We start from the raw sequence: 20,470 nt of genomic DNA on the forward strand, positions 1-20,470 counted from the left end.
TACGCATGCGGAGAGGGTAATTCTCCACAGCGCAGCGTCAATCAGAATTTTCGTGATCGTCGGGGATGGGGCGGACGCCCCGTTCCCGCGAAATCAGCCCTGACGCGCCTTGAAGCGCGGCGCCTGCTTGTTGATGATGTAAACACGGCCCTTGCGGCGCACGAGGCGGTTGGCGCGATGGCGCGAGCGCAGGGACTTGAGCGAGTTCTTGATCTTCATGACATCACCGGGTCGTCTGGTGCGAGGATCGGATCATCCGGCTCCGCCGCAAAATGAGCGGCGCGCCATCGCTGGCGCGCCGAAAAGATTGGCGTGGGGATAGCTTCACCGGGTGGGCTTGTCAATGTTGGGGGCCGTGCCGCGGTTGTGTCTCCGCCGAGGGGCTGGCCCAGCCCCTCAGCAATTTGCCGGCCCGGTCAACCGCGTGAAGTGGCCCATCTTGCGGCCGGCCCGCGCCTCCGCCTTGCCGTAGAGATGGACAAGGACGGCCGGTTCGGTAAGGAGGCTTGCGGCGCGCTTCACCTCGTCGCCGATCAGGTTCTCCATGACACAGTCGGAATGGCGGGCGGGCGCGCCGAGCGGCAGGCCGGCAACGGCCCGGATATGCTGCTCGAACTGCGAGATCACGCAGGCGGCCTCGGTCCAATGGCCGGAATTGTGAACCCGCGGCGCGATCTCGTTGACCAGCAGGCCGCCGTCGGCGTCGACGAAAAACTCGACACCGATGACGCCGACATATTGCAGCCGTTCGAGAATACGGGACGCAATATCCTTGGCCTCGCGCGCCACGTCGTCGGTGATCTTGCCCGGCACGGTGGAGCACCGGAGAATGCCAAGCCCGTGCACGTTTTCCGCCGGATCGAAGACGGCAATGGTTCCGTCGGTGCCGCGCGCGCCGATTACCGAGCATTCGTAGGCGAAGGGGACGCGCTTTTCCAGGATCGACGGGACGCCGCCAAGGCTTTCGAAGACATCGGCAAGCGGGGCGTCCTTGCGGATCGTCGCCTGGCCCTTGCCATCATAGCCCAAGCGCCGCGTCTTCAGGATCGCCTCACCGCCAAGCTGGATCAGAGCGTGATCCAGTTCCGCCGCGCTGTCGATCGCCCGCCATTCGGCGGTCGCGACTCCGATGCCATTGAGGAAGGCCTTTTCGACCACCCGATCCTGGGCGATCTCCAGCGCGTCGGCCGATGGATGCAGCGGAACGGCCTGCACGGCGAGGCGGAGCGGTTCGACCGGCACGTTCTCGAATTCATAGGTCACGATGTCGCAGTGGCCGACCAGTCTGGCCAAAGCGGCGACATCGTCATAGGCGGCGACCAGGGTCTCGTTCGCCAGCTGCGCCGCCGGGCAGGCCGGCTCGGGATCGAGCACGATTGTGCGGTAGCCGAGGCGGGCGGCCGCCATCGCCAGCATGCGGCCGAGTTGACCGCCGCCAATGATGCCGATGGTGGCGCCCGTCGGTAGCGGAACCGGGCTCATTCCGCATCCCTTGGTGCCAAAGCGACAGCGTCGGTCTGCGCCTGGCGCCAGGTATCGAGCCGCGTAGCCAGCGACTCGTCCGAGAGGGCAAGGACGCTCGCCGCGAGCAAGGCGGCGTTGACCGCGCCGGCCCGTCCGATCGCAAGGGTCCCGACCGGAATGCCCGCCGGCATCTGCACGATCGACAGCAGGCTGTCCTTGCCGGAAAGAGCACGGCTTTCCACCGGCACGCCGAAAACCGGCAACGGGGTCAGGGCCGCTGTCATGCCCGGAAGATGCGCGGCACCGCCGGCGCCCGCGATGATGACCTTGAAGCCCGCGGCCTTCGCCCCTTGGGCAAATTCGTAGAGCCGCTGCGGCGTGCGGTGTGCGGAAACGATACGCGTCTCAAAGCCGACGTCGAGCGCCTCGAGCGTGGCGGCGGCGTTCTTCATCACGGCCCAGTCGGACTGGCTGCCCATGATGATCGCGACGGGAGCTGCGGCTTCCTGTCGCATCATGCGCTGATGTCCGGGATGATCTGGTCTTCGAGATCCTGGAGGCGGTCCTTGATCGTCAATTTCTTCTTCTTCATTCGCTGCACCTGCAGCCGGTCGCAGCCTGTCGCCTCCATGGCGTTCACCGCCGCGTCGAAATCGGCATGCTCCTGGCGTAGGCGTGCGACCTGCAGCCGTAGGCCCGCCTGTTCCTGATCCTCCATTCCTACCCTTTCATGCGGCTGTGGACGCAACCGAATCGGGCCCCGAGGACTTTCCTCGGGGGCGCGTCGCCGAGGATTACCAAAAAGCGCATTACGGCGATACCGGCCCGATCTTGTGGTTCGACAGTGGGAGCGCTTTGTGCCACTTTCGAACAGTCGAGGCCACGGCTCTCGAGGCACGCCGTGGCAAACCTTGAAGGGAGACGCACATGTCCTTGGATACTCATCTCGCAACGTTGGAACAGCGCCACACGGCGCTTGACAACGAGATTTCAGCGGCACGGATCTCGAAACCGGCGATGAGTGATGCGGACCTCAGGGAGATGAAGCGAAAGAAATTGCAGCTGAAGGACGAAATCGAGCGGCTTCGTCACAGCAAGAACTGAATCTGGCACATTGGGCCTGGGCGCGGCTCGGTCGCGCTCGGGCCTCTCATTAGGCTTCGCCGTTCGTGCCGGTCCGCCGGAATCGTGTGGCGGGCAGCGGCTCAGGAGCCTAGGACGCGCAGTTGCCGACCGGGAATTTGCAAAACTCGTGGCAGAACAAGCGGGATATGGTTTGACCTAGCGCAAGGCGCCGTGATCGCGGCCATGTTCGGATAGCAAGTAACGGCGCTGAGCCGTCCCTATCTGGAGTTGGAATCGATGATCTTGCCAAATGGCACAATCGTAGCGGTAGCTGACGGTGCGTCCCTCAAACTCTTTCGCAACAAAGGGGTCGAAACGCGCCTCGATCTCGTCTTTCTTGACGATCCGGCCATCACCCCGGTCAATCCCGGCTCGGGTTCCAGGCACCGCAGCGACTCGGCCAACCCGGACGGGGGACGTCCGGCCGAGGACGCCGTTGCCGCGGCAAACGCGGAATATCTGAACCGGCTGGCGGTCGGGGGAACCCTGGATCATCTGTTTCTGATCGCCGATCCAAGGACCTTGGGCGAGATGCGCAAGCACTTTCACGCTAAACTGCGAGACAGGATCGTTGGTGAATTGTCGAAAGACCTTGTCGACCATCCGGTCGACGATATCGCGACCGCCATTCTGCACGCCTGATATCGCCGGTCGACCCGATATTGCGGCTTGGTCCGTATAATCCCCTGGCGGGCCGTGATCTCGGGCGCAAAGCGGCCGGCCCGCCGAGCAACCGTTCTCGAGGAATGCCATGAACAGATATGCGCTGACGCTGGTCCTCTCCCTGCTTCTTCCCGGCGCGGCCGAAGCGCAGTCCAAGGGAGATGCGGCAGCCGGACGGGCCATTGCCGAACGATGGTGCGCCGCATGCCACATCGTTTCGCCCGAGCAAACGTCGGGAAACGCCGATGTCCTGACATTCATGACGATCGCGAAGCAGGCCGATGACGAGCTCGGCTCCCTTAAGGTCTTTCTAGCCGATCCGCATCCCGTCATGCCGGATATGAGCCTGACAGGCCAGGAAATCCGCGACATTGCAGCCTATATCGCGAGCCTGGGCTGATCGTTGCCTGACAGGAACAGACCTTAACGCCGGTTTCGACCGCCGCCGCGTGTCGGCCGGTGCCGGCGGCATCCGGCCGGCTACCGCATGACGGAGGCGATATAGGCGATGATGTCGTCGATCTGTTCCTGCGTCGCGACGAATACGGGCATTCCGGGGTGGCCCGTGTCGATCGTCCCGATGAACGTTTCCTCCAGTGCATCGATCGGAAATCGCTCTGACAGGGTGCGGAAAGGCGGCGCCTTGGGAGTCGGGCTTTCGCCGTCAAGCCCTACCGCATGGCAGCCGGAACAATTGCGAACCGCCAGTGCCTTTCCCCGATCGACAGCGTCCGGCCCGGTTTCACTGCTCTGGGCGTAGGCGGATCCGGATACGACAAGGGCCGCGGCAACAGTCGACAAAATGAGCGGGAGAGGACGCATCGAAATCTCCTTCTGTATTGGAGCCGGCCAGCATGCCAGGTTTGAGGCCGAGCCGCCCGACCGGCGCGGCGGCCGTCAGCCCACCATCTTGCGCAGGACGTATTTCTGAATCTTGCCGGTGGAGGTCTTCGGCACATCCTCGAACCGGATCTCCTTCGGACATTTGAAACGCGCCAATGTCGCGCGGCAGTGGGCGAGCAATTCTTCGGCAGTGACGCTCTGCCCGGGTTTGAGTTCGACGAAGGCCAGCGGCGTCTCACCCCATTTGTCGTCGGGCTTGGCGACCACCGCGGCGGTCTGCACCGCGGGATGCCGGTAGAGGGCGTTCTCCACCTCTATCGACGAGATGTTCTCGCCGCCCGAGATGATGATGTCCTTGGCCCGATCCTTCAGCTCGATGTAGCCGTCCTCGTGAAGAACGCCGAGATCGCCGGAATGGAACCAGCCGCCGCGAAACGCCTCGGCCGATGCTTCCGGGTTCTTGAGATAGCCGCGCATGACGATATTGCCCCGGAACATCACCTCGCCGATGGTCTCCATCACGGCGAGGTCTTCCAGCGAGGGATAGCGAACCCCCTGGCGCGCGGTCTGGGCGGCGCGGGCCGGCCCGTCCAGCGTGTCCCATTCGTCCTTCCATTGATTGACCACGGCCGGACCATAGGTCTCGGTCAATCCATAAAGGTGCGTTACCTCGAAGCCGGCGTCGCGCATACCGGCGAGCACGGCCTGGGGCGGTGGGGCGGCGGCGGTGTTGAAGGTGACCGTGTGGTCGAACGGGCGCTTCTCCGCCTCCGCCGCGTTGATCAAGCTCGCCATCACGATGGGTGCGCCACACAGATGCGTGACGCGATGATCGGCGATGGCGTCAAACATGGCCTTGGCCCGCACCCAGCGCAGGCAGACATGCGTTCCAGCCTCGACGGCCAAAGTCCAGGGAAAGCACCAGCCATTGCAGTGAAACATCGGCAGCGTCCACAGATAGACCGGATGCCGGCCCATCCCCGAGGCGATGACGTTCGAATAGCCCATCAGCGCGGCGCCACGATGGTGGTAGACGACGCCTTTCGGGTTTCCGGTGGTACCCGACGTGTAGTTCAGCGAGATCGCGTCCCATTCGTCGCCGGGCATTTGCCAGTCGTAATCGGGATCGCCCTCGGCGACGAGCGCCTCGTATTCGATCGTTCCGATCGCTTCGCTCTTCTTTGCGGGCGCGTCCTCGGGAAAATCGGGATCGTCGTAGTCAATGACGATCGGCGTGACCTTCACCTTGGCCAGCGCTTGCGCCATGACGGCGGAAAACTCGCGGTCGACGATCACCATCCGCGCTTCCGAATGATCGAGCTGGAAGGCGATGATATCGGGGTCGAGCCGGGTGTTGATCGACAAAAGCACGGCGCCGGCCATCGGCACGCCATGATGGGCTTCGAGCATGGGGGGCGTGTTGGCCAGCATGACGGCCACGGTTCCGCCGGGCATGATGCCGCGTTTCTCGATCGCCGAGGCGAGCTGCCTGGAGCGGCGGTAGAAATCGCCATAACTGCGGCGCAGCGACCCGTGAATGATGGCGACCCGGTCGGGATGGATCAGCGCCGCGCGTGACAGAAAGGTCAGCGGTGTCAGCGGTTGATAGTTTGCCGCGTTGCGCTCGAGATGCTCGTCGTAAATGCCCATCGGTCCTCCCCGGTCAGCGCGGTTCGTCGACGCGCCAGAGCATGAGCTATAGAAGATCGCACGCGCTGCGTCACGGCAAGCAGGTGTCAGGAGATCATCGCGGCGGCTCCGTCGAAGACGAGCTTGAGGCCCACGGGAACAAGCAGGGCATAGGTGAAAACATAGAAGGCGGCCGGATCGACCTTGCGGACGAGCCAGACGCCGATGAGCGTTGCCACCGGGGCAAGCGGCAACAATACGGCGGACGTCATGAGGTTGCCGGTCGAAAACTGCCCCAGCAGAAAATAGGGCAGCAGCTTGACCCCGTTGACGGCGGCGAAGAATACCGCCGACGTGCCGGCATAGGTCTGCGGCGTCAGCCGCAGGGGCAACACGTAGATCTGGTATGGCGGGCCGCCCGCATGGCTGACAAAGCTTGAAAAGCCGCTGACGGCGCCCCAGGCACTTGCCCGGAGCGGGCGCCTCTCCTTCGGGTCGCTCCTGTGGCGCGAACGGAAAAACCAGTCGGCGGCGAACCACAGGGCGAGGAGCCCGAGGAGAAGTCGAACGCCGTCGGGCGAGATGAATGCGGCCGTCAGATAGCCAAGGCCAACGCCGCCGATCGCCGCCGGCAACATCGAGAGGAGCAGTGCGCGATCGAATCGGCCGCGCCAGGCATAGAGGCTGATGCCATCCATGACGACCATGATCGGCAGGAGAATTCCGGCAGCCACGACCGGCGACACGATCATTGCCATCAGGGGGACGCCGACCAGCGATATCGAACCGCCAAAGCCGCCCTTCGACAAGCCGATGAGCAGAACCGCCGGAATGGCGGCGAGGTAGAAGATAGGGTCCGTGATCACGCTGCGCTCAACCAGTCTAATGCGGCGTGCGGCCGTTCGAACGCACGACGGATGCTCTACCACCTTGATTGAGCATCGGACCCTAGACCGGAAACGCGCTGACCTTCGAACTGTCGGCCGGCGCAAACGGAGGGCCGCCACCCTCGTCGCCATGCTCCGCGCGGATCGTCTCGGCGAACCGAGTCACAAAGCGGCGTCCCCGATACCGTCAGATGCTCCGGAAAGGCGGTCCGGTCAATCACGCCGAACGAAAACGGCCACCCATCCTTCGACGGGAGGCCGCTCCAATGTTTCGATCCTGCTCTTGGAGTGCCGCCGTCGCGAACGCACGAGCCGGATCGAGCTGTTCAAGCAATCGGGTCGACTCGATCCAGCCTGGCCGTGAACTAGTGCTCCGCGGCGCCCGGCTTCATCTCCTCGCGCATTTTCTGCGCCTTGATGATCGTTCGCGCGTACTGCTCCCAGGTCGAGCGGACCCACACCAAATTCGCGGTCAGCGCTTCGGCAATGCTTTCGAGTTCATCAAGCGAGTTGAGGTTCTTGTTGAACTGGGTGGCGAGGTCGCCGGAAATGTCGCCGGTCTTCGTCGTGTCCAGCAAGGCTTTCAACGAGCGACCGTTTTCCTGAACCTCCGGGACGATCCGGGCAAGAGCCTCATGCAGCCTGGCATGTTCCGCTTCGGCAGATTCAAGCTGCGGCCGCTGCTGCTCCAAGAGGCGGACGGTATTCCTCCAATCGCGCGAACGTCGATCCAAGTCGTCGCCCACGCCCTGGAAGCCGCCTGCGATGCGGCGGGGTAGACGCGCGGCTGTTTCCGATGCGCCCTGCGGCGCGGCGTTCTGAACGGCGGTCCCCTGTGCGGTCGGCATAGGGGCGCTGGGGAGGTTGCGGTCGATTTCCCCCGTCGATCCCTTGATGGGCTTGCTGCGCAGTATGTCACCGATGCCTGCGTTGAATTCGTCCACCGCATTTGTCGCCATGATACTTTCTCCGACTACTAGTTCTCGCGACGTGCTTTCACGTTCGACTTCACATTTGCACGAAGCGCGACGGCGGGCCACCGCTATGTTAACAAGTGGTTAAGATCGCCGCAGTCTTCGCCATCGACGGCATGAATTCACGGGTGAAGGACGGCGCCCGACGCGACGGAATGACGCGCCGCTGGCGTCATTTTTGAGCTCGGGAACGTAAGGGGTTGGAACGGCGACCTAATCCCGTTTATCCACCGCAAAATGATGCCCGTGCCGTCTCGTATTCACCATGTTGTGCTATTCGACAGCCGACCGAGGGGAGATGGGGATGCAGATGGAATTGCGCACTCGCGCGGAAGTTCTGGACGACCTGGCCGGACAGTTCGACACGCGCGCCGACAGCTTCTGGAAACTGGGCCGGGACTTCGATCGGTGGGGTTTGAGCGAAGAGGCGATCGAGGCGCGGAAGCGCGCTTGCGCCATGCGCGTCGGCGCGCTTATCAATCGGGCCAAGGCCGCTGGTCTCAGCATCTAGGGGCGACGCCGGATGATTCGTTTTCCGATCGGATATCCGGCGGGTTCGCTCGTGATCTCTATCAGGGGACGGCTTTCCATGCGACCGGGTGGGGCGGTTTCGTCATCGCGGTGACGGTGACTGGCGTCGAGGGAGCGATTTCATTTCGCGTTCGCCGCATGATGGTTCCGGCGTTTATCTCACATCAACGGTTTCGCTGCCCCCTGTCGATTTGCTAGAAGGTCCCGGAAGACGGGCTGCCGTCGCCGAAAATGCATCGTCAGAACCGTTCCATGACCCTCGATCCTGTCATTCGTCCGAGACTCGTCCTGTTGACCACCGCGCTTGGCGATGCCGGCGCGGAATCCGTGATGCGCGCCGCGCTCGCGGGCGGTGACGTCGCTTCCGTCATCATCGACCCCGCCGGGCGTGACTCCGCCTCGTTTCAGCGGTTTGCCGAGGGCCTGGTGCCGGTGATTCAGGCCGCTGGAGCCGCTGCCATCGTCGTCGACGACAGCCGTTGCGCCGGCCGGGTGGGAGCCGATGGCATCCATTTGAGCGGGGGCGATCTGCGAGCTCTGGACGAGGCGGTGGAGCGATATTCACCGAAGCTGATCGTCGGCGCCTCCGGTTTCGAGACCCGGCACGACGCCCTGGAGGCCGGTGAGCGTTTGCCGGATTATCTGTTTTTCGGCCGCTTTGGCGGCGACGTCGCCGATCCGCCGCACGACAAGAATCTGGCAATGGCGGAGTGGTGGGCCGAGATCGTCGAGATTCCCTGTATCGTCTTGGCGGGTCGCAGTGTGGAGGGCGTGGGAGCCGCGGCGCAGACGGGGGCCGAGTTCGTCGCTCTTTCAGGGGCGGTGTTCGACAGGCCGCAGGACGCCGGCGCAATCGTGGCCCGGGCGAACGCGATCATCGATAGCTGGATGGAGAGCGAGGCAGCCTGATGCCATTGTCCTTCCGCCCGCCGCTCCGGCTCGTCGCGGCCTTTGTCCTTGCTCTCGGCAGCTTGTCCGGAGCCCTGGCCGCCGGGCCAAGCCATGAGGCGGCCGCGGAAGGTGCCAGCTCGGGGCTCGATGGCTCGGGTGGCACGCCATTGCCGACGCCTTCGGACGCCGAGACCGGGCCAGGTGCCACAGGCGAGGCGGATGGCGGTGCGGCGCCCTCGAAAAGCGAATTGGCCTACGGCGCCTTCCAGCGCGGTTTCTATCTCTCGGCGCTGAAACTTGCCGAGCCGATTGCCAATCTGGGTGATCCAGCGGCCCAGACGCTGCTCGGTGAAATCTATTCCCGTGGCCTGGGCGTTGCCCAGAATATGAAAGAGGCGGCGCGCTGGTACGAGGCCGCCGCCGCGTCCGGCAGCCCGGAAGGACAGTTCCGCTACGCGATGCTGCTGCTCGACGGCGCCGTGGTTGCGCCGGATGTCGCCAAAGCCCGCGATCTGATGAAGGCGGCGGCCGACGAAGGTCTGCCGCTAGCGCAATACAATTACGGGCAGATGCTGATCGAAGCGGCGCCGACCGCGGGCTTCGAGGAGGCGAAGGACTATTTCGCCAAGGCGGCGCATGCCGGGGTCGCCGACGCCCAATATGCCATGGCGCAGCTTTTCCTCTACGGGCGAGGGGTCCCCGCCGACGAGATGAAGGCGCGGGCATGGCTGAAAGCCGCGGCCATCAACGGTCAGGACACCGCCCAGGTGGAATACGGTATCTGGCTGGTCAACGGAAAAGGCGGCCCCGCCGAGACCGAGACCGGTTTCCAGTTTCTCAAGCGTGCGGCTCTGCGTGGCAATCCGATCGCCATCAATCGCATCGCGCATCTCTACAAGGACGGAATCGGCACCGCGCCGGACCGGATGGAGGCGGCCAAATGGGCGGTCCTGGCCAAACGCGTTGAGAACACCGACCCGGTCCTCGACGACTTCTTCCGTGGGCTCGATTCCGCAACGCAAAAATCCGCGCTGGAAGCCGCGAACCGCTTTCGCTCCAGCTGACACCGGGCGGCAATGCCGGCTGGCTGCCATCGTGCTTCGGAACCGGCCAGCGGCGCGTCGAGGCTTGAACGGACGGGGGATTTATGGTCTTGAGCGCCAACCAGCGGAGACAGCGCACACTATTTGTCGTCCGGCGCCCTCCCGGCGTTGCGATCGACGACCTCGCCAATCACCGACGCCGCCACGCTCGGACCTCCGGCAGCCGGCGCCGAAACCTTCGAGAGCTTCGATGAAGATCAACGGAAACGAAATTCGCCCGGGCAATGTGATCGAGCATAATGGCGGCCTCTGGGCGGCTATCAAAACCGCCCATGTCAAGCCGGGCAAGGGCGGCGCCTTTGCCCAGGTCGAACTCAAGAACCTCATCGACGGCACCAAGCTGAACGAACGGTTCCGGGCGTCCGAGACCGTGGAGCGGGTGCGCCTCGAGCAGAAGGACTATCAGTTTCTCTATGCCGAAGGCGAGATGCTGGTGTTCATGGACACCGAGACCTACGAGCAGCTGGCCTTGCAGAAGGAGTTCGTCGGCGAGCGGGCGGCCTTCCTCCAGGACGGCATGATGGTGACGGTCGAAAGCCACGAGGACAAGCCGATCGGCATCAAGCTGCCCGATCAGGTCGTGCTAGAGATCGTCGAGGCCGACCCGGTGGTGAAGGGCCAGACGGCCACGTCGTCCTACAAGCCGGCGGTAATGGAAAACGGCATGCGGGTGATGGTGCCGCCGTTCATCGATTCCGGCGAGAAAATCCTGGTCGACACGAACGAAATCACCTATCTGCGCCGCGCCGACTGAGGCGCTCGCCTACGGGGCTTCACTGCGGCGCATGGCCGAGGCCAAGCACCGACTACCGCCTGTGCGGCGACACCCGCGCCGCATGTCTGACGCCGCTGTGGCGACTACGCCGTATCCGACGAAAGCAACCGATGGCCCGTTCCGCGCTTCTCAATGTGATGACGCAGGCCGCCATGAAGGCCGGCCGATCCCTAACCCGCGACTTCGGCGAGGTGCAGAATCTGCAGGTCTCCATGAAAGGGCCGGCCGACTTCGTGTCCAATGCCGACCGCCGGGCGGAGGAGATCGTCCACCAGGAACTGGCCCGTGCCCGTCCGGACTGGGGTTTCCTGATGGAGGAGCGCGGCGTCGTCGAGGGCAAGGATCCCCAGCACCGCTGGATCGTCGACCCGCTCGACGGCACCACCAATTTTCTGCATGGCATTCCGATGTTCGCGGTCTCCATCGCTCTGGAGCGTGACGGCCAGATCGTCGCGGGCGTCGTGTTCAACCCGGCGATGGACGAGCTCTATACGGCGGAAAAAGGCGGCGGGGCATATCTCAACGATCGCCGTCTGCGGGTCGCCGCGCGCCAGCGACTGCCGGAAGCCCTGTTCGGCACGGGAATTCCTTTTCTCGGACGCGGCGATCATGCCGGCTTCCTTTACGAACTCAGGCAGATCATATCGGAGACCGCCGGAATCCGGCGGATCGGTGCGGCGTCTCTCGACATCGCCTATGTGGCCGCCGGTCGCCTCGACGGCTTCTGGGAGCGGGCGCTCGAGCCTTGGGATCTGTCGGCTGGGGCGATACTGGTCCGCGAGGCCGGCGGGTTCGTCACCGGCATGGATGGCAAGAAGTTCGACCACGTCGCCGGCGACATCGTTTGCGGCAACGAGTTCATGCACAAGGCCCTGATCGACCAGTTGCAGAAGGCGGAGGCAAAACGCCAGGCGGCCAAGACCAGCTGAGTCACGCCGATTTAACGATGAATTAATTCAAAGGCGTTCCGGTTAACCGAAGTCGACGTTTGAAAGTGCGGTATAATTCCTTATCCTGATTCAAGGATTTGGCCGGAATGCAAACCGGTCGACTCACGAGGACGCGGGGCAGAGTACGAGGCGCCAGGGCCGATGCGCGCAAGCGGTCGCGACCGGCGACCCTGCAACTGCCGCAGGAGTTGATTGGAACGTAATGCAGGTCTTCAGTTCGCCGACCAAAAAGACGGTAAGGCCCGACGATTTCGACCCGAATCGGCTTTCGAGTCCCATGGTGTTCCTGTGGTCCATGCTCGTGTTCCTGGCACTCGCCGGGTTCGTGGCGGCGATCCTCAGCCGCCAAATCTCCTCCGCCTTCGCTACCAATCCCGGGCTCAACGGCCTGATCATCGGCGTCCTCGCCGTCGGTATCTTTCTGGCGATGTTGCAGATCCTGCGGCTGGCGCGGGAGGTGCGCTGGGTCAACGCCTATCGCGAGGGCGCGGCGGATTTCGAGACGCTGAAGGACCCGGTGCTTTTGGCACCAATGCGCGGACTGCTCGGTCGTCGGCGATCGATCTCGCTGTCGACCCATTCGATGCGCTCGATTCTCGATTCGATCGCCACGCGCCTCGACGAGACCCGTGACATCGCCCGTTACCTGATCGGCCTTCTGGTCTTTCTAGGTTTGCTGGGTACATTCTGGGGCCTGTTGCGCACGATCGGATCGATCGGCGCGACGATTCAGGGGCTGGACCCGGGCGCCGGCGATACGGCAAGTGTGCTCGACTCGCTGAAAGCCGGTCTCGCGGCTCCGCTGTCCGGCATGGGAACGGCATTTTCCTCGTCGCTGTTCGGTCTGTCCGGCTCGCTCATCCTGGGCTTCCTCGATCTGCAGATCGGCCGCGCCCAGAACCGTTTCTACACCGAGCTGGAGAATTGGCTCTCGTCGGTCACCGATGTCGGGTCGGACATGGTCCTGGCGCCGCATGCCGGTCAAAGTCCAACCCAGGGCGATGAGCTGCGAGTTCTTTCCGATCAGGTCACCAAGCTCGTCCAGGACCAGGGCGCCAGTCCGCGCACCAGCGCGGCCATGGCCAATCTGGCCGAGAGCATCCAGGGACTGGTCACGCACATGCGCAGCGAGCAGCAACTCCTGCGCGATTTCGTCGAGGCGCAGGCCGGCGAGCAGCGCGAGTTGCGCCAGGTGCTCGACCGTCTTTCCCGCCAGATCGGCGGCATAAGCAAGGATCGCTGAGCGATGGCGCTGGCGCGGAATCGCAGGAGCGAACGCACGGTCGATTACTGGCCGGGCTTCGTCGACGCGCTGTCGACGCTGCTTTTGGCGATCATGTTCCTACTCTCGGTCTTCGTGCTGGCTCAGTTTCTGCTCAGCCGCGAAATCTCGGGCAAGGACGAGGCGATCGACCGGCTGAACTCGCAGATCAACGAGCTGACGCAGCTTCTGGCGCTGGAACGCTCGACAGGTCAGGACTATCAGGATCAGATCGCGACGCTGCGTGCGTCGCTGTCCTCGACGGAAGACGAAAAGAGCCGGCTGCAACGCGCGCTGGAATCGGATTCCGGTTCGGCCGCGGCGGCCAGCGCTGAAGTCGAGGGGCTGCAATCGGCGCTCGACGAGGAGCAACAGTTCTCTCAGCGGGCGCGATCGCAAATCGAATTGCTCAACCAGCAATTGTCGGCCCTGCGGCAGCAGATCGCGGCTCTGGAAAACGCGTTGGATGTGTCGGAAAGCCGGGATCAGGAAAGTCGGACCAAGATCGCCGATCTCGGCCGCCGCCTCAACGTGGCACTGGCGCAGCGCGTGCAGGAATTGTCACGTTATCGCTCGGATTTCTTCGGACGGCTGCGGGAAATTCTGTCGGATCGCGAAAACATCCGCATCGTCGGCGACCGCTTCGTATTCCAGTCGGAGGTATTGTTTCCATCGGGCTCGGACGTGTTGCAGCCGGCAGGCACCGAGGAGATGGCCAAGCTCGCCACGGCGATCAAGGAACTGGCGCGCGAGATTCCCTCCGACATCAACTGGATCATCCGCGTCGACGGACACACCGACAATATTCCGGTCACCGGCGGCCGTTTCGAGGACAATTGGGAACTCTCGACCGAACGGGCCGTGGCCGTGGTGAAATATCTGATCAGCCAGGGCGTGCCACCCGAGCGGCTGGCGGCGACCGGCTTCGGCGAGTTCCAGCCGCTCGACACCGACGACACGCCCGAGGCGCGTGACCGCAACCGCCGCATCGAGCTGAAACTCACCGAGCGCTGAGCACCGCTTCCAGCCCGTCAGCCCCCGACCTGTCGATATCGTTACAAGTGGAACGATTGACGATCCCGCTGCGGCCATGCGACCCTTCGGCTCGAAGGGACGGGCACCCCTTCGTGGAGACCGCGCGCAAAGCGCGGCTGGGAGGAAGAAAATGAAACATCTATTGCTTAGCGGCGTGGCGGCGCTTGGCCTGGTCGCAGCCTCGCACGCATTCGCTCAGACCGACGACAACATGACGAAGCTGCAGGGAATGCAGTCGACCGGCACCTCGATGGATTTCAAAACCATCGAACAGACGGGTGAATACGCGGATCAGCTTCGCAAGAATCTCGAAAGCATCGAACTGCCGAGCGGGTTCAAGATCGAGCTCTACGCCGTGGTTCCGGACGCGCGGCACATCGCCGTCGGACCGCAGGGCGTCGCCACTTTCGTGGGAACGCGCAAGCAGAACGTCTGGGTGGTTACCGACCGAGACAAGAACCGCGTCGCGGACGAGGTGAAGGAGTTCGCGCCGTCGATCGATTTCACCATTCCGAACGGGGTCTGCTTCTCGAAGGACGGGTTTCTCTATATCGCCGAACAGAACCGGGTGTTGGTGCTGCCGGCCGCCGAATTCTTCTACGAAAGCCCGGACGTCGCCGTCGGCGTGGTGGTGGAGAAGGGCAAGCTGGTTCCGACGTCGGAAGAATCCTTCAACCACACGGCCCGCGTCTGCCGCATCGGCCCCGACGACAAGCTCTATATCTCGCTCGGCCAGCCCTACAACGTGCCGCCGCCGGAGAAGATGGATCTCTACAACCGGGAAGGAATCGGCGGAATCATCCGCATGAACCGTGACGGCTCCGGCCGCGAGGTCTATGCGACCGGCGTGCGCAACTCGGTCGGGATGCAGTTTCATCCGGAAAACGGCGATCTCTGGTTCACCGACAACCAGGTGGACGGCATGGGCGACGACATTCCGCCCGGCGAGCTCAACCGTGCCACCGAGGCGGGACAGAATTTCGGCTTCCCCTGGTATGGCGGCGGCAACGTCCGCACCAACGAATACAAGGATTCCGAACCGCCGGCCGACGCGGTCATGCCGGAGGTCGAGATGGTGGCACATGCCGCCGACCTCGGGATGGATTTCTACACCGGCAACAGCTTCCCGCGTAAATATCGGGGCGGCATCTTCTCGGCCCAGCACGGCTCCTGGAATCGGACCGAACCGGTCGGCGCACGCGTGATGTTCACGCCGTTGAACGACGATGGAACGGCCGGTGAGACCGAGGCGTTTGCCGAGGGTTGGCTGGCGCCGAGCGGCGAATATATCGGCCGTCCCGTCGATGTGGCGATGATGAAGGACGGATCGCTTCTGGTATCCGACGATCTGGCCGGCGCGCTCTATCGCATCTCCTACGAGAAATAGGGACGCCGACGTCCGGACGGTCCTGGGGCCGTCCGGAAACCGCCTTGCGGCGCCGCCGGTTCGGCCGAGGTGCCTCGCAACGAGGATACCGCGACCATGTGATTATCAATCGAGACGCGGCGGGAAATCCCGCTGCGCCCATGTATCTGGAAATCCTCATGATCAAGACCGTGACGCAGATCCTGTCGGTTCCGCTGATTCTGACGAGTCTCGTCCTGCCCGTGACGGCGGCGGAACTGGCGGCCGGCAAGGAGAAGGCCGGCATGTGCGCGACCTGCCACGGCATCGACGGCATCGCGAAGGCTCCGAACGCGCCCAATCTGGCCGGGACGAATGCCTTCTATATCACCGAACAGCTGAAAGCCTTCCGGTCCGGTGCGCGCCAGCACCAGCAGATGTCGATCATCGCTTCGGGCCTGAGCGACGAGGACATCGCCGACCTCGCGGCCTGGTATTCGGCGATAAAGGTCACGGCAACGATGCCGGCGGTCGAGTAGCGGCGCACCGTTCGGGCGGCCCTTGCTACTCCGCCGCGCCGAGCAGTGCGTCCGGATGCCCGGCCTCGAATTGCAAGCGGGCGAGGCGGGCATAGATGCCGTTCCTGGCAATCAGCGACGCATGGGTGCCTTCCTCGACGATCCGCCCGCCGTCGAGAACCAGAATGCGGTCGGCTTTGAGGACGGTGGCGAGGCGGTGGGCGATGACGAGCGTCGTGCGCCCTTCCATCAACTTTTCCAGTGCTTTCTGGACCAGCTTTTCGCTTTCCGCATCGAGCGCCGAGGTGGCCTCGTCCAGCAGCAGAATCGGGGCATCACGCAGGATCGCGCGGGCGATCGCGATTCGCTGGCGCTGGCCGCCCGACAGGGTGATGCCGCGCTCGCCGATGACGGTGCGATAACCCTCGTCCAACGCCTCGATGAAGCCGTCGGCCAGCGCGGATTTCGCGGCGGATGTGATCCGGGCCTCGGAGGCATCCGGATCGCCGAAGCCGATATTGTCGGCCGCGCTCGCGGCGAAGATCGTCACGTCCTGCGGCACCAGCGCGATGCGCTGGCGCAGATGTTCGAGGTCGGCCCGCCGCGCATCCACGCCATCGACGAGAATGCGCCCGGCGTCCGGATCGTAAAAGCGTTCGATCAGCGAGAAGATCGTCGATTTCCCCGCGCCCGAAGGGCCGACGATCGCGACGGTCTCGCCATGCCGGATCGTGAAGGACAGATCGTGGACGGTCGAGACGTCCGGACGGCTCGGATAGGCGAAGCTGACGCGCTCGAACACGCCCTCGCCGCGCGCCGGCACCGGTAGCGCGACCGGCTCGCCTATCGACTTCACCGCCGGCTCCTCGCCGAGCAGTTCGGTCAGGCGCTCGGCGGCGCCAGCGGCCTGGGCGAGTTCGCCCCAGACCTCCGACAGCTGACCGAGAGCGCCGGCCGCGAAAACGGCATAGAGTAGGAACTGGCCCAGCGTGCCGCCGCTCATGGTGCCTTCGGCGACCTGTTGCGCCCCGATCCAAAGGACCGCGACGACCGAGGCGAAGATCAGGAAGATGGCGAAAGCGGTGAGAAAGGCGCGGGCGCGGATCGCTGAGCGGGCAGCCTCGAAGGCCCGGTCGACGGACGAGGAAAACCGGCCGCTCGTCGCCGCCTCGCTGGTGAAAGCCTGGATGGTGCGTACGGCGCCGATCGCCTCCGTGGCATAGGCGGTGGCGTTGGCGAGCGTGTCCTGGGCGAGACGCGAGCGTCGGCGGACCGAGCGGCCAAAGGCGACCAGCGGCAGCACGATCAGCGGAATCGCGCCGATCACGATCAGCGACAGGCCGGGGCTCGTCACGATCATCATCGTCACGGCGCCGAAGAACAGGATCGCATTGCGCAAGGCGAGGGAAGCGGTGGAGCCAACGGCGGATTTGATCTGCGTCGTATCGGCGGTCAGCCGCGAGATGATTTCGCCGGTCAGCGCCTGGTCGTAGAAACTGGGCGACAGCCGCGTCACATGGGAAAAGACGTCCTTGCGAAGATCCGCGACGACCCGTTCGCCCAGCGTGATGACGAAGTAATAGCGGCCGGCGCTGGCCACGGCGAGGAGGCCGGCGAGCACCAGCAGCATGCTGAAATAGGTGTCGATGAAGGCGGTGTCGGACGCCGAAAAACCGTTGTCGATCACGCGCCGCACGGCCAGCGGTAGCGACAGGGTGGTCAGCGCCGCCAGCGCGAGGAAGAACACCGCGCCGGCGACCTTGCCCTTGTAACGCTTCAGATAGGGAACCAGCCGCGCGAGGGGTTTCAGATTGCGCCGCTTCCGCTCCGTCTCGCGGTCGACCGGTGTCATCTCGCGCAAGCGCGCCTCCCCATCATGCGTGTCCGCGGTCGCCCCTTGTGCCCGACCCGGCCCTCATGTATAGGCTCCTCCTCGAATTTGGAAGCGATTGCGCCGACCTGTTCCCATCACATCGAGACGTTCTGACGGCTTGGCCGCCGTGGCGTCGGCATATCTGGGAAGCCGGCAAGACCAAGGATCGAAGGCGATGAAGAAAGATATCCATCCCGACTATCACGCGATCACCGTGGTGATGACCAACGGCACCGAGTATCAGACCCGCTCGACCTGGGGTTCGGACGGCGACAAGATGAATCTCGACATCGACCCGACCAGCCATCCGGCATGGACCGGCGGTAACCAGCACCTTCTCGACCGCGGTGGCCGCGTGTCGCGCTTCAAGAAGCGCTACGAAGGCCTCGGCATGTAATCTGTCGCCTGGGGGCTGGAGCATTCTCCGGTCTTGGCAACGGCATCGGCCCGACCGCGATAAGCGCGCCGGGCTTTTTCCGTCGGGCAAACACCGGGCCGAGGGGATGCTGCTCAGGCGAAAATGCGCGTCTGGCGGTCGGCAAGATCGCGAAAGCTTTCCGACACATGCTGCGCCAGAGCGTCGGCCGCCGGACCGGCGCCGTCCCGCTTCATCATGAAAACGCGATAGCTGCCAAGCGGCGGCAGGCGTGCCGGGTCGTTCAACCGGACCAGGGACGGCGACAGCACGCTCGCGGGCAGGGGGGCTATCGCCAGATCGGCTTCGACGGCCGCGATCTGGCCCTGACAAAGCTCGCTTGAATAAGCGATGCGGTAATCCCTGCCGACGCTGTCCAGCGCGTCGAGCGCGCGGCCGCGCCAGGAACAGCCCGGATCGGCCAAGGCCAGAGGCAGGGGCGTCTGCTCGGCCGCGCGGCCATTGCGCAGCCCGACCCAGACAAGCGCCTCGCTGTAGATTTCTTCGCTCGAAGAATTGGGTTTCTCGCCGCAACTGACGATCGCCACGTCCAATTCGCCCGCGGCGCAGCGACGCCGGAGTTCGGCGCTGTAATCGAGCCTGACATCCACGGCGACCTGCGGATGCGTCGAGGCAAAGCGCTTCAAAATACCGGGAATGGCGAAGATGCCCGAATCGTTCGGTGCGCCGAAACTGACCCGCCCCTCGATCTGCGGAACCAGGAAACGCGCCATCGCCTCGTCGTTCAGCCGCAAGAGCCTGCGCGCGTAGCCGAGCAGCATCTCGCCGTCGCCGGTCGGCACGACGGCTCGTGGCTCCCGGCGAAACAGTGCGCGGCCGACCATGTCCTCCAGCTTCTTGACCTGCAGGCTGACGGCCGACGGCGTGCGGTGCACGAGCTCGGCGGCCCTGGAGAAGTTTCCGCTTTCACAGATGGCGACGAAGGTGCGGGCCAGATCCATGTCGAGATTCGGCAACGATGCCAGGGGGCGGCTCATGGCGGCTTCCTCGCGAAGGGGCTTTTCTATTCGAAAATCTCACAGCAAGTCTTATAACTTCTCGTTCGACTCATCAATAGCCTTTCGGCAGGGTGTCGTCTCAGGACAAAGGAGACCACCATGCTACGCTCACTGTTTCTGCCAAATCCGGTCGATGCCGCGTCGGCTGAATCGTCGACGGTGATCGGGTGGTTGCGATCCTGGTCGGCGGAGCGGCGTCGGCAACGCTTGCGGCGCGAGGCCTTCCAGACGCTTCTGAAGGTCGATGGCAATATTCTGGAAGACATTGCGGGGTTGCGGCACGAACAGGTCGAACAGGCCGCGCGCCTGCCACTATCGATCGATGCGCTAAAAGCGCTCCGCTCGATGCAAAGGCAGGCGCCTGAGCATGGTCAGGTTCCGTCCCGCCGTAATGGCGGCGACCGATCCTGAAGCAGACGCGGCGTTCTCAGGCGATCGAGGGGCAATGGTTGCGACGCCCTTGCCCGTCTGGCCCGGACAGGTTGAAAGTGGCTAGCTGTTGAAGGCCGTCTTCAGCAGATCGATCTGCTCGCCGACCGGGTTATGCCCGTCCGGTGTCTCGCGGGAGACTTCGCCATAGATCTCACGGTCGAGCATGGCTATTCGGCGTTCCAGCATCAGCGCGCGCTCGACCAGCCCGCGGAACGCCTCCGGAAGTTCGCCATATTGGGGCGAATCCTTCGCGGTTCCCAAACCCTCCAGCCGGACCTTGACCTTCTCGGCCTCGACCTGGGCGCGCGACATGTCGCCCTGGTTCGCGGCGCGCTGGAGCAGCAGCCAGGACGCGACCTGCATCAGCCGCGTGGTCAGGCGCATGGATTCGGCCGCATAAAGCGTCGCCGCGGGGCGAGACAGCGCCTTGGCCTCCGACCGCCCGTCGCTGTCGAGATAGATCGCCGTCTCGTCGACGAGCGTCATGCCTTCGTTGAACAGCGGCTGGAATGACCGCGAGAAGGCGAGATGCTCAGCCAGCCGGATGGTGTGGTCGTCGTCTTTCGAACCAGTCATCTGAATCGTCATCGGCCGCGACGGTCCTCCAAGCGTAAAATTCATCTGTCGGCAGTTCGCGATATCGAAGGCATCCTGCGTCGTCAAAGGGTGCGGCGAGAGCGCCACGTTTGCAAGCGAGCTCCCGTAGAATTGTTAATTCCGGTTAACGGGTGAAGCGC

25 protein-coding genes are annotated in these 20,470 nt (G+C 64.0%); 14 read left to right on the forward strand and 11 right to left on the reverse strand.

Annotation, left to right across the window (positions count from 1 at the left end; translation table 11 throughout):
* Positions 1-93: 93 nt before the first annotated feature.
* From ykgO to MJ956_RS03590, 4 genes are all read right to left on the reverse strand, one after another.
* On the reverse strand, positions 94-219 hold the full coding sequence (gene ykgO / locus MJ956_RS03575; RefSeq protein ID WP_253963105.1) for a type B 50S ribosomal protein L36: 126 nt from the start codon (positions 217-219) through the stop codon (positions 94-96).
* Positions 220-396: 177 nt separating this feature from the next.
* Positions 397-1,482, reverse strand: a complete 1,086-nt coding sequence (locus MJ956_RS03580; protein WP_253963106.1) for a 5-(carboxyamino)imidazole ribonucleotide synthase — start codon at positions 1,480-1,482, stop codon at positions 397-399.
* Positions 1,479-1,982: a 5-(carboxyamino)imidazole ribonucleotide mutase gene (gene purE, locus MJ956_RS03585; protein WP_423724790.1), complete on the reverse strand. Its 504-nt coding sequence runs from the start codon at positions 1,980-1,982 to the stop codon at positions 1,479-1,481. The genes MJ956_RS03580 and purE overlap by 4 nt, the downstream gene beginning before the upstream one ends.
* A complete protein-coding gene (locus MJ956_RS03590; RefSeq protein ID WP_253963107.1) occupies positions 1,979-2,182 on the reverse strand; it encodes a YdcH family protein in 204 nt (67 codons plus the stop codon). Before MJ956_RS03590 ends, purE begins: the two co-directional genes overlap by 4 nt.
* 209 nt (positions 2,183-2,391) lie before the next feature.
* Between MJ956_RS03590 and MJ956_RS03595 the strand changes: the two genes are divergently transcribed.
* The 3 genes from MJ956_RS03595 (at position 2,392) to MJ956_RS03605 (ending at position 3,652) form a co-directional block, all read left to right on the forward strand.
* On the forward strand, positions 2,392-2,568 hold the full coding sequence (locus tag MJ956_RS03595; protein WP_253963108.1) for a YdcH family protein: 177 nt from the start codon (positions 2,392-2,394) through the stop codon (positions 2,566-2,568).
* A 258-nt stretch (positions 2,569-2,826) separates the two neighbouring features.
* Positions 2,827-3,231, forward strand: a complete 405-nt coding sequence (locus MJ956_RS03600; protein WP_253963109.1) for a baeRF12 domain-containing protein — start codon at positions 2,827-2,829, stop codon at positions 3,229-3,231.
* 109 nt (positions 3,232-3,340) lie between these two features.
* Positions 3,341-3,652, forward strand: coding sequence for a c-type cytochrome (locus MJ956_RS03605; protein ID WP_253963110.1), 312 nt, complete (start codon positions 3,341-3,343; stop codon positions 3,650-3,652).
* An 80-nt stretch (positions 3,653-3,732) separates the two neighbouring features.
* Here the strand turns inward: MJ956_RS03605 and MJ956_RS03610 are convergent, their stop codons facing one another.
* From MJ956_RS03610 to MJ956_RS03625, 4 genes are all read right to left on the reverse strand, one after another.
* Positions 3,733-4,074 (reverse strand): c-type cytochrome, encoded by a 342-nt coding sequence (locus MJ956_RS03610; protein ID WP_253963111.1) that lies wholly within the window; start codon positions 4,072-4,074, stop codon positions 3,733-3,735.
* Between the two features lie 75 nt (positions 4,075-4,149).
* Positions 4,150-5,745, reverse strand: a complete 1,596-nt coding sequence (locus MJ956_RS03615; RefSeq protein ID WP_253963112.1) for an acyl-CoA synthetase — start codon at positions 5,743-5,745, stop codon at positions 4,150-4,152.
* A gap of 86 nt (positions 5,746-5,831) precedes the next feature.
* On the reverse strand, positions 5,832-6,590 hold the full coding sequence (locus tag MJ956_RS03620; protein WP_253963113.1) for a sulfite exporter TauE/SafE family protein: 759 nt from the start codon (positions 6,588-6,590) through the stop codon (positions 5,832-5,834).
* 386 nt (positions 6,591-6,976) lie between these two features.
* A complete protein-coding gene (locus MJ956_RS03625; RefSeq protein WP_253963114.1) occupies positions 6,977-7,570 on the reverse strand; it encodes a hypothetical protein in 594 nt (197 codons plus the stop codon).
* A gap of 319 nt (positions 7,571-7,889) precedes the next feature.
* Here MJ956_RS03625 and MJ956_RS03630 point away from each other — a divergent pair, with 319 nt between their 5' ends.
* The 9 genes from MJ956_RS03630 (at position 7,890) to MJ956_RS03670 (ending at position 16,015) form a co-directional block, all read left to right on the forward strand.
* Positions 7,890-8,096: a hypothetical protein gene (locus MJ956_RS03630; RefSeq protein WP_253963115.1), complete on the forward strand. Its 207-nt coding sequence runs from the start codon at positions 7,890-7,892 to the stop codon at positions 8,094-8,096.
* A 272-nt stretch (positions 8,097-8,368) separates the two neighbouring features.
* On the forward strand, positions 8,369-9,025 hold the full coding sequence (locus MJ956_RS03635; protein WP_253963116.1) for a thiamine phosphate synthase: 657 nt from the start codon (positions 8,369-8,371) through the stop codon (positions 9,023-9,025).
* On the forward strand, positions 9,025-10,071 hold the full coding sequence (locus MJ956_RS03640) for a tetratricopeptide repeat protein (protein WP_253963117.1): 1,047 nt from the start codon (positions 9,025-9,027) through the stop codon (positions 10,069-10,071). Before MJ956_RS03635 ends, MJ956_RS03640 begins: the two co-directional genes overlap by 1 nt.
* A gap of 229 nt (positions 10,072-10,300) precedes the next feature.
* Entirely contained in the window at positions 10,301-10,864 is a 564-nt protein-coding gene (efp, locus tag MJ956_RS03645; RefSeq protein WP_253963118.1) for an elongation factor P, read from the forward strand.
* 131 nt (positions 10,865-10,995) lie between these two features.
* A complete protein-coding gene (locus MJ956_RS03650) occupies positions 10,996-11,814 on the forward strand; it encodes an inositol monophosphatase family protein (protein ID WP_253963119.1) in 819 nt (272 codons plus the stop codon).
* Positions 11,815-12,037: 223 nt separating this feature from the next.
* Complete coding sequence (locus MJ956_RS03655) at positions 12,038-13,078, forward strand: MotA/TolQ/ExbB proton channel family protein (RefSeq protein WP_253963120.1); 1,041 nt, start codon at positions 12,038-12,040, stop codon at positions 13,076-13,078.
* Between the two features lie 3 nt (positions 13,079-13,081).
* Entirely contained in the window at positions 13,082-14,110 is a 1,029-nt protein-coding gene (locus tag MJ956_RS03660; RefSeq protein WP_253963121.1) for a peptidoglycan -binding protein, read from the forward strand.
* Positions 14,111-14,261: 151 nt separating this feature from the next.
* The gene (locus MJ956_RS03665) at positions 14,262-15,518 is read left to right on the forward strand and encodes a PQQ-dependent sugar dehydrogenase (RefSeq protein ID WP_253963122.1); all 1,257 of its coding nucleotides are present in this window, start codon (positions 14,262-14,264) and stop codon (positions 15,516-15,518) included.
* Between the two features lie 158 nt (positions 15,519-15,676).
* Positions 15,677-16,015, forward strand: a complete 339-nt coding sequence (locus MJ956_RS03670) for a c-type cytochrome (RefSeq protein ID WP_253963123.1) — start codon at positions 15,677-15,679, stop codon at positions 16,013-16,015.
* A gap of 25 nt (positions 16,016-16,040) precedes the next feature.
* Here MJ956_RS03670 and MJ956_RS03675 read toward each other — a convergent pair whose 3' ends face one another.
* Complete coding sequence (locus MJ956_RS03675) at positions 16,041-17,846, reverse strand: ABC transporter transmembrane domain-containing protein (RefSeq protein ID WP_253963142.1); 1,806 nt, start codon at positions 17,844-17,846, stop codon at positions 16,041-16,043.
* Between the two features lie 196 nt (positions 17,847-18,042).
* Here MJ956_RS03675 and rpmE point away from each other — a divergent pair, with 196 nt between their 5' ends.
* Entirely contained in the window at positions 18,043-18,264 is a 222-nt protein-coding gene (gene rpmE, locus MJ956_RS03680; RefSeq protein ID WP_206452812.1) for a 50S ribosomal protein L31, read from the forward strand.
* A gap of 113 nt (positions 18,265-18,377) precedes the next feature.
* Here the strand turns inward: rpmE and MJ956_RS03685 are convergent, their stop codons facing one another.
* The gene (locus MJ956_RS03685; RefSeq protein ID WP_253963124.1) at positions 18,378-19,280 is read right to left on the reverse strand and encodes a LysR substrate-binding domain-containing protein; all 903 of its coding nucleotides are present in this window, start codon (positions 19,278-19,280) and stop codon (positions 18,378-18,380) included.
* Positions 19,281-19,400: 120 nt separating this feature from the next.
* On the opposite strand from MJ956_RS03685, the gene MJ956_RS03690 reads away from it, so the two are divergent.
* A complete protein-coding gene (locus tag MJ956_RS03690) occupies positions 19,401-19,712 on the forward strand; it encodes a hypothetical protein (protein WP_253963125.1) in 312 nt (103 codons plus the stop codon).
* Between the two features lie 81 nt (positions 19,713-19,793).
* Here the strand turns inward: MJ956_RS03690 and rcdA are convergent, their stop codons facing one another.
* Positions 19,794-20,309 (reverse strand): protease adaptor protein RcdA, encoded by a 516-nt coding sequence (gene rcdA, locus MJ956_RS03695; RefSeq protein ID WP_253963126.1) that lies wholly within the window; start codon positions 20,307-20,309, stop codon positions 19,794-19,796.
* Positions 20,310-20,470: the final 161 nt, after the last annotated feature.

The sequence above is a fragment of the Aurantimonas marianensis genome, assembly GCF_024195285.1.
Taxonomy (GTDB): Bacteria; Pseudomonadota; Alphaproteobacteria; order Rhizobiales; family Rhizobiaceae; genus Aurantimonas; species Aurantimonas marianensis.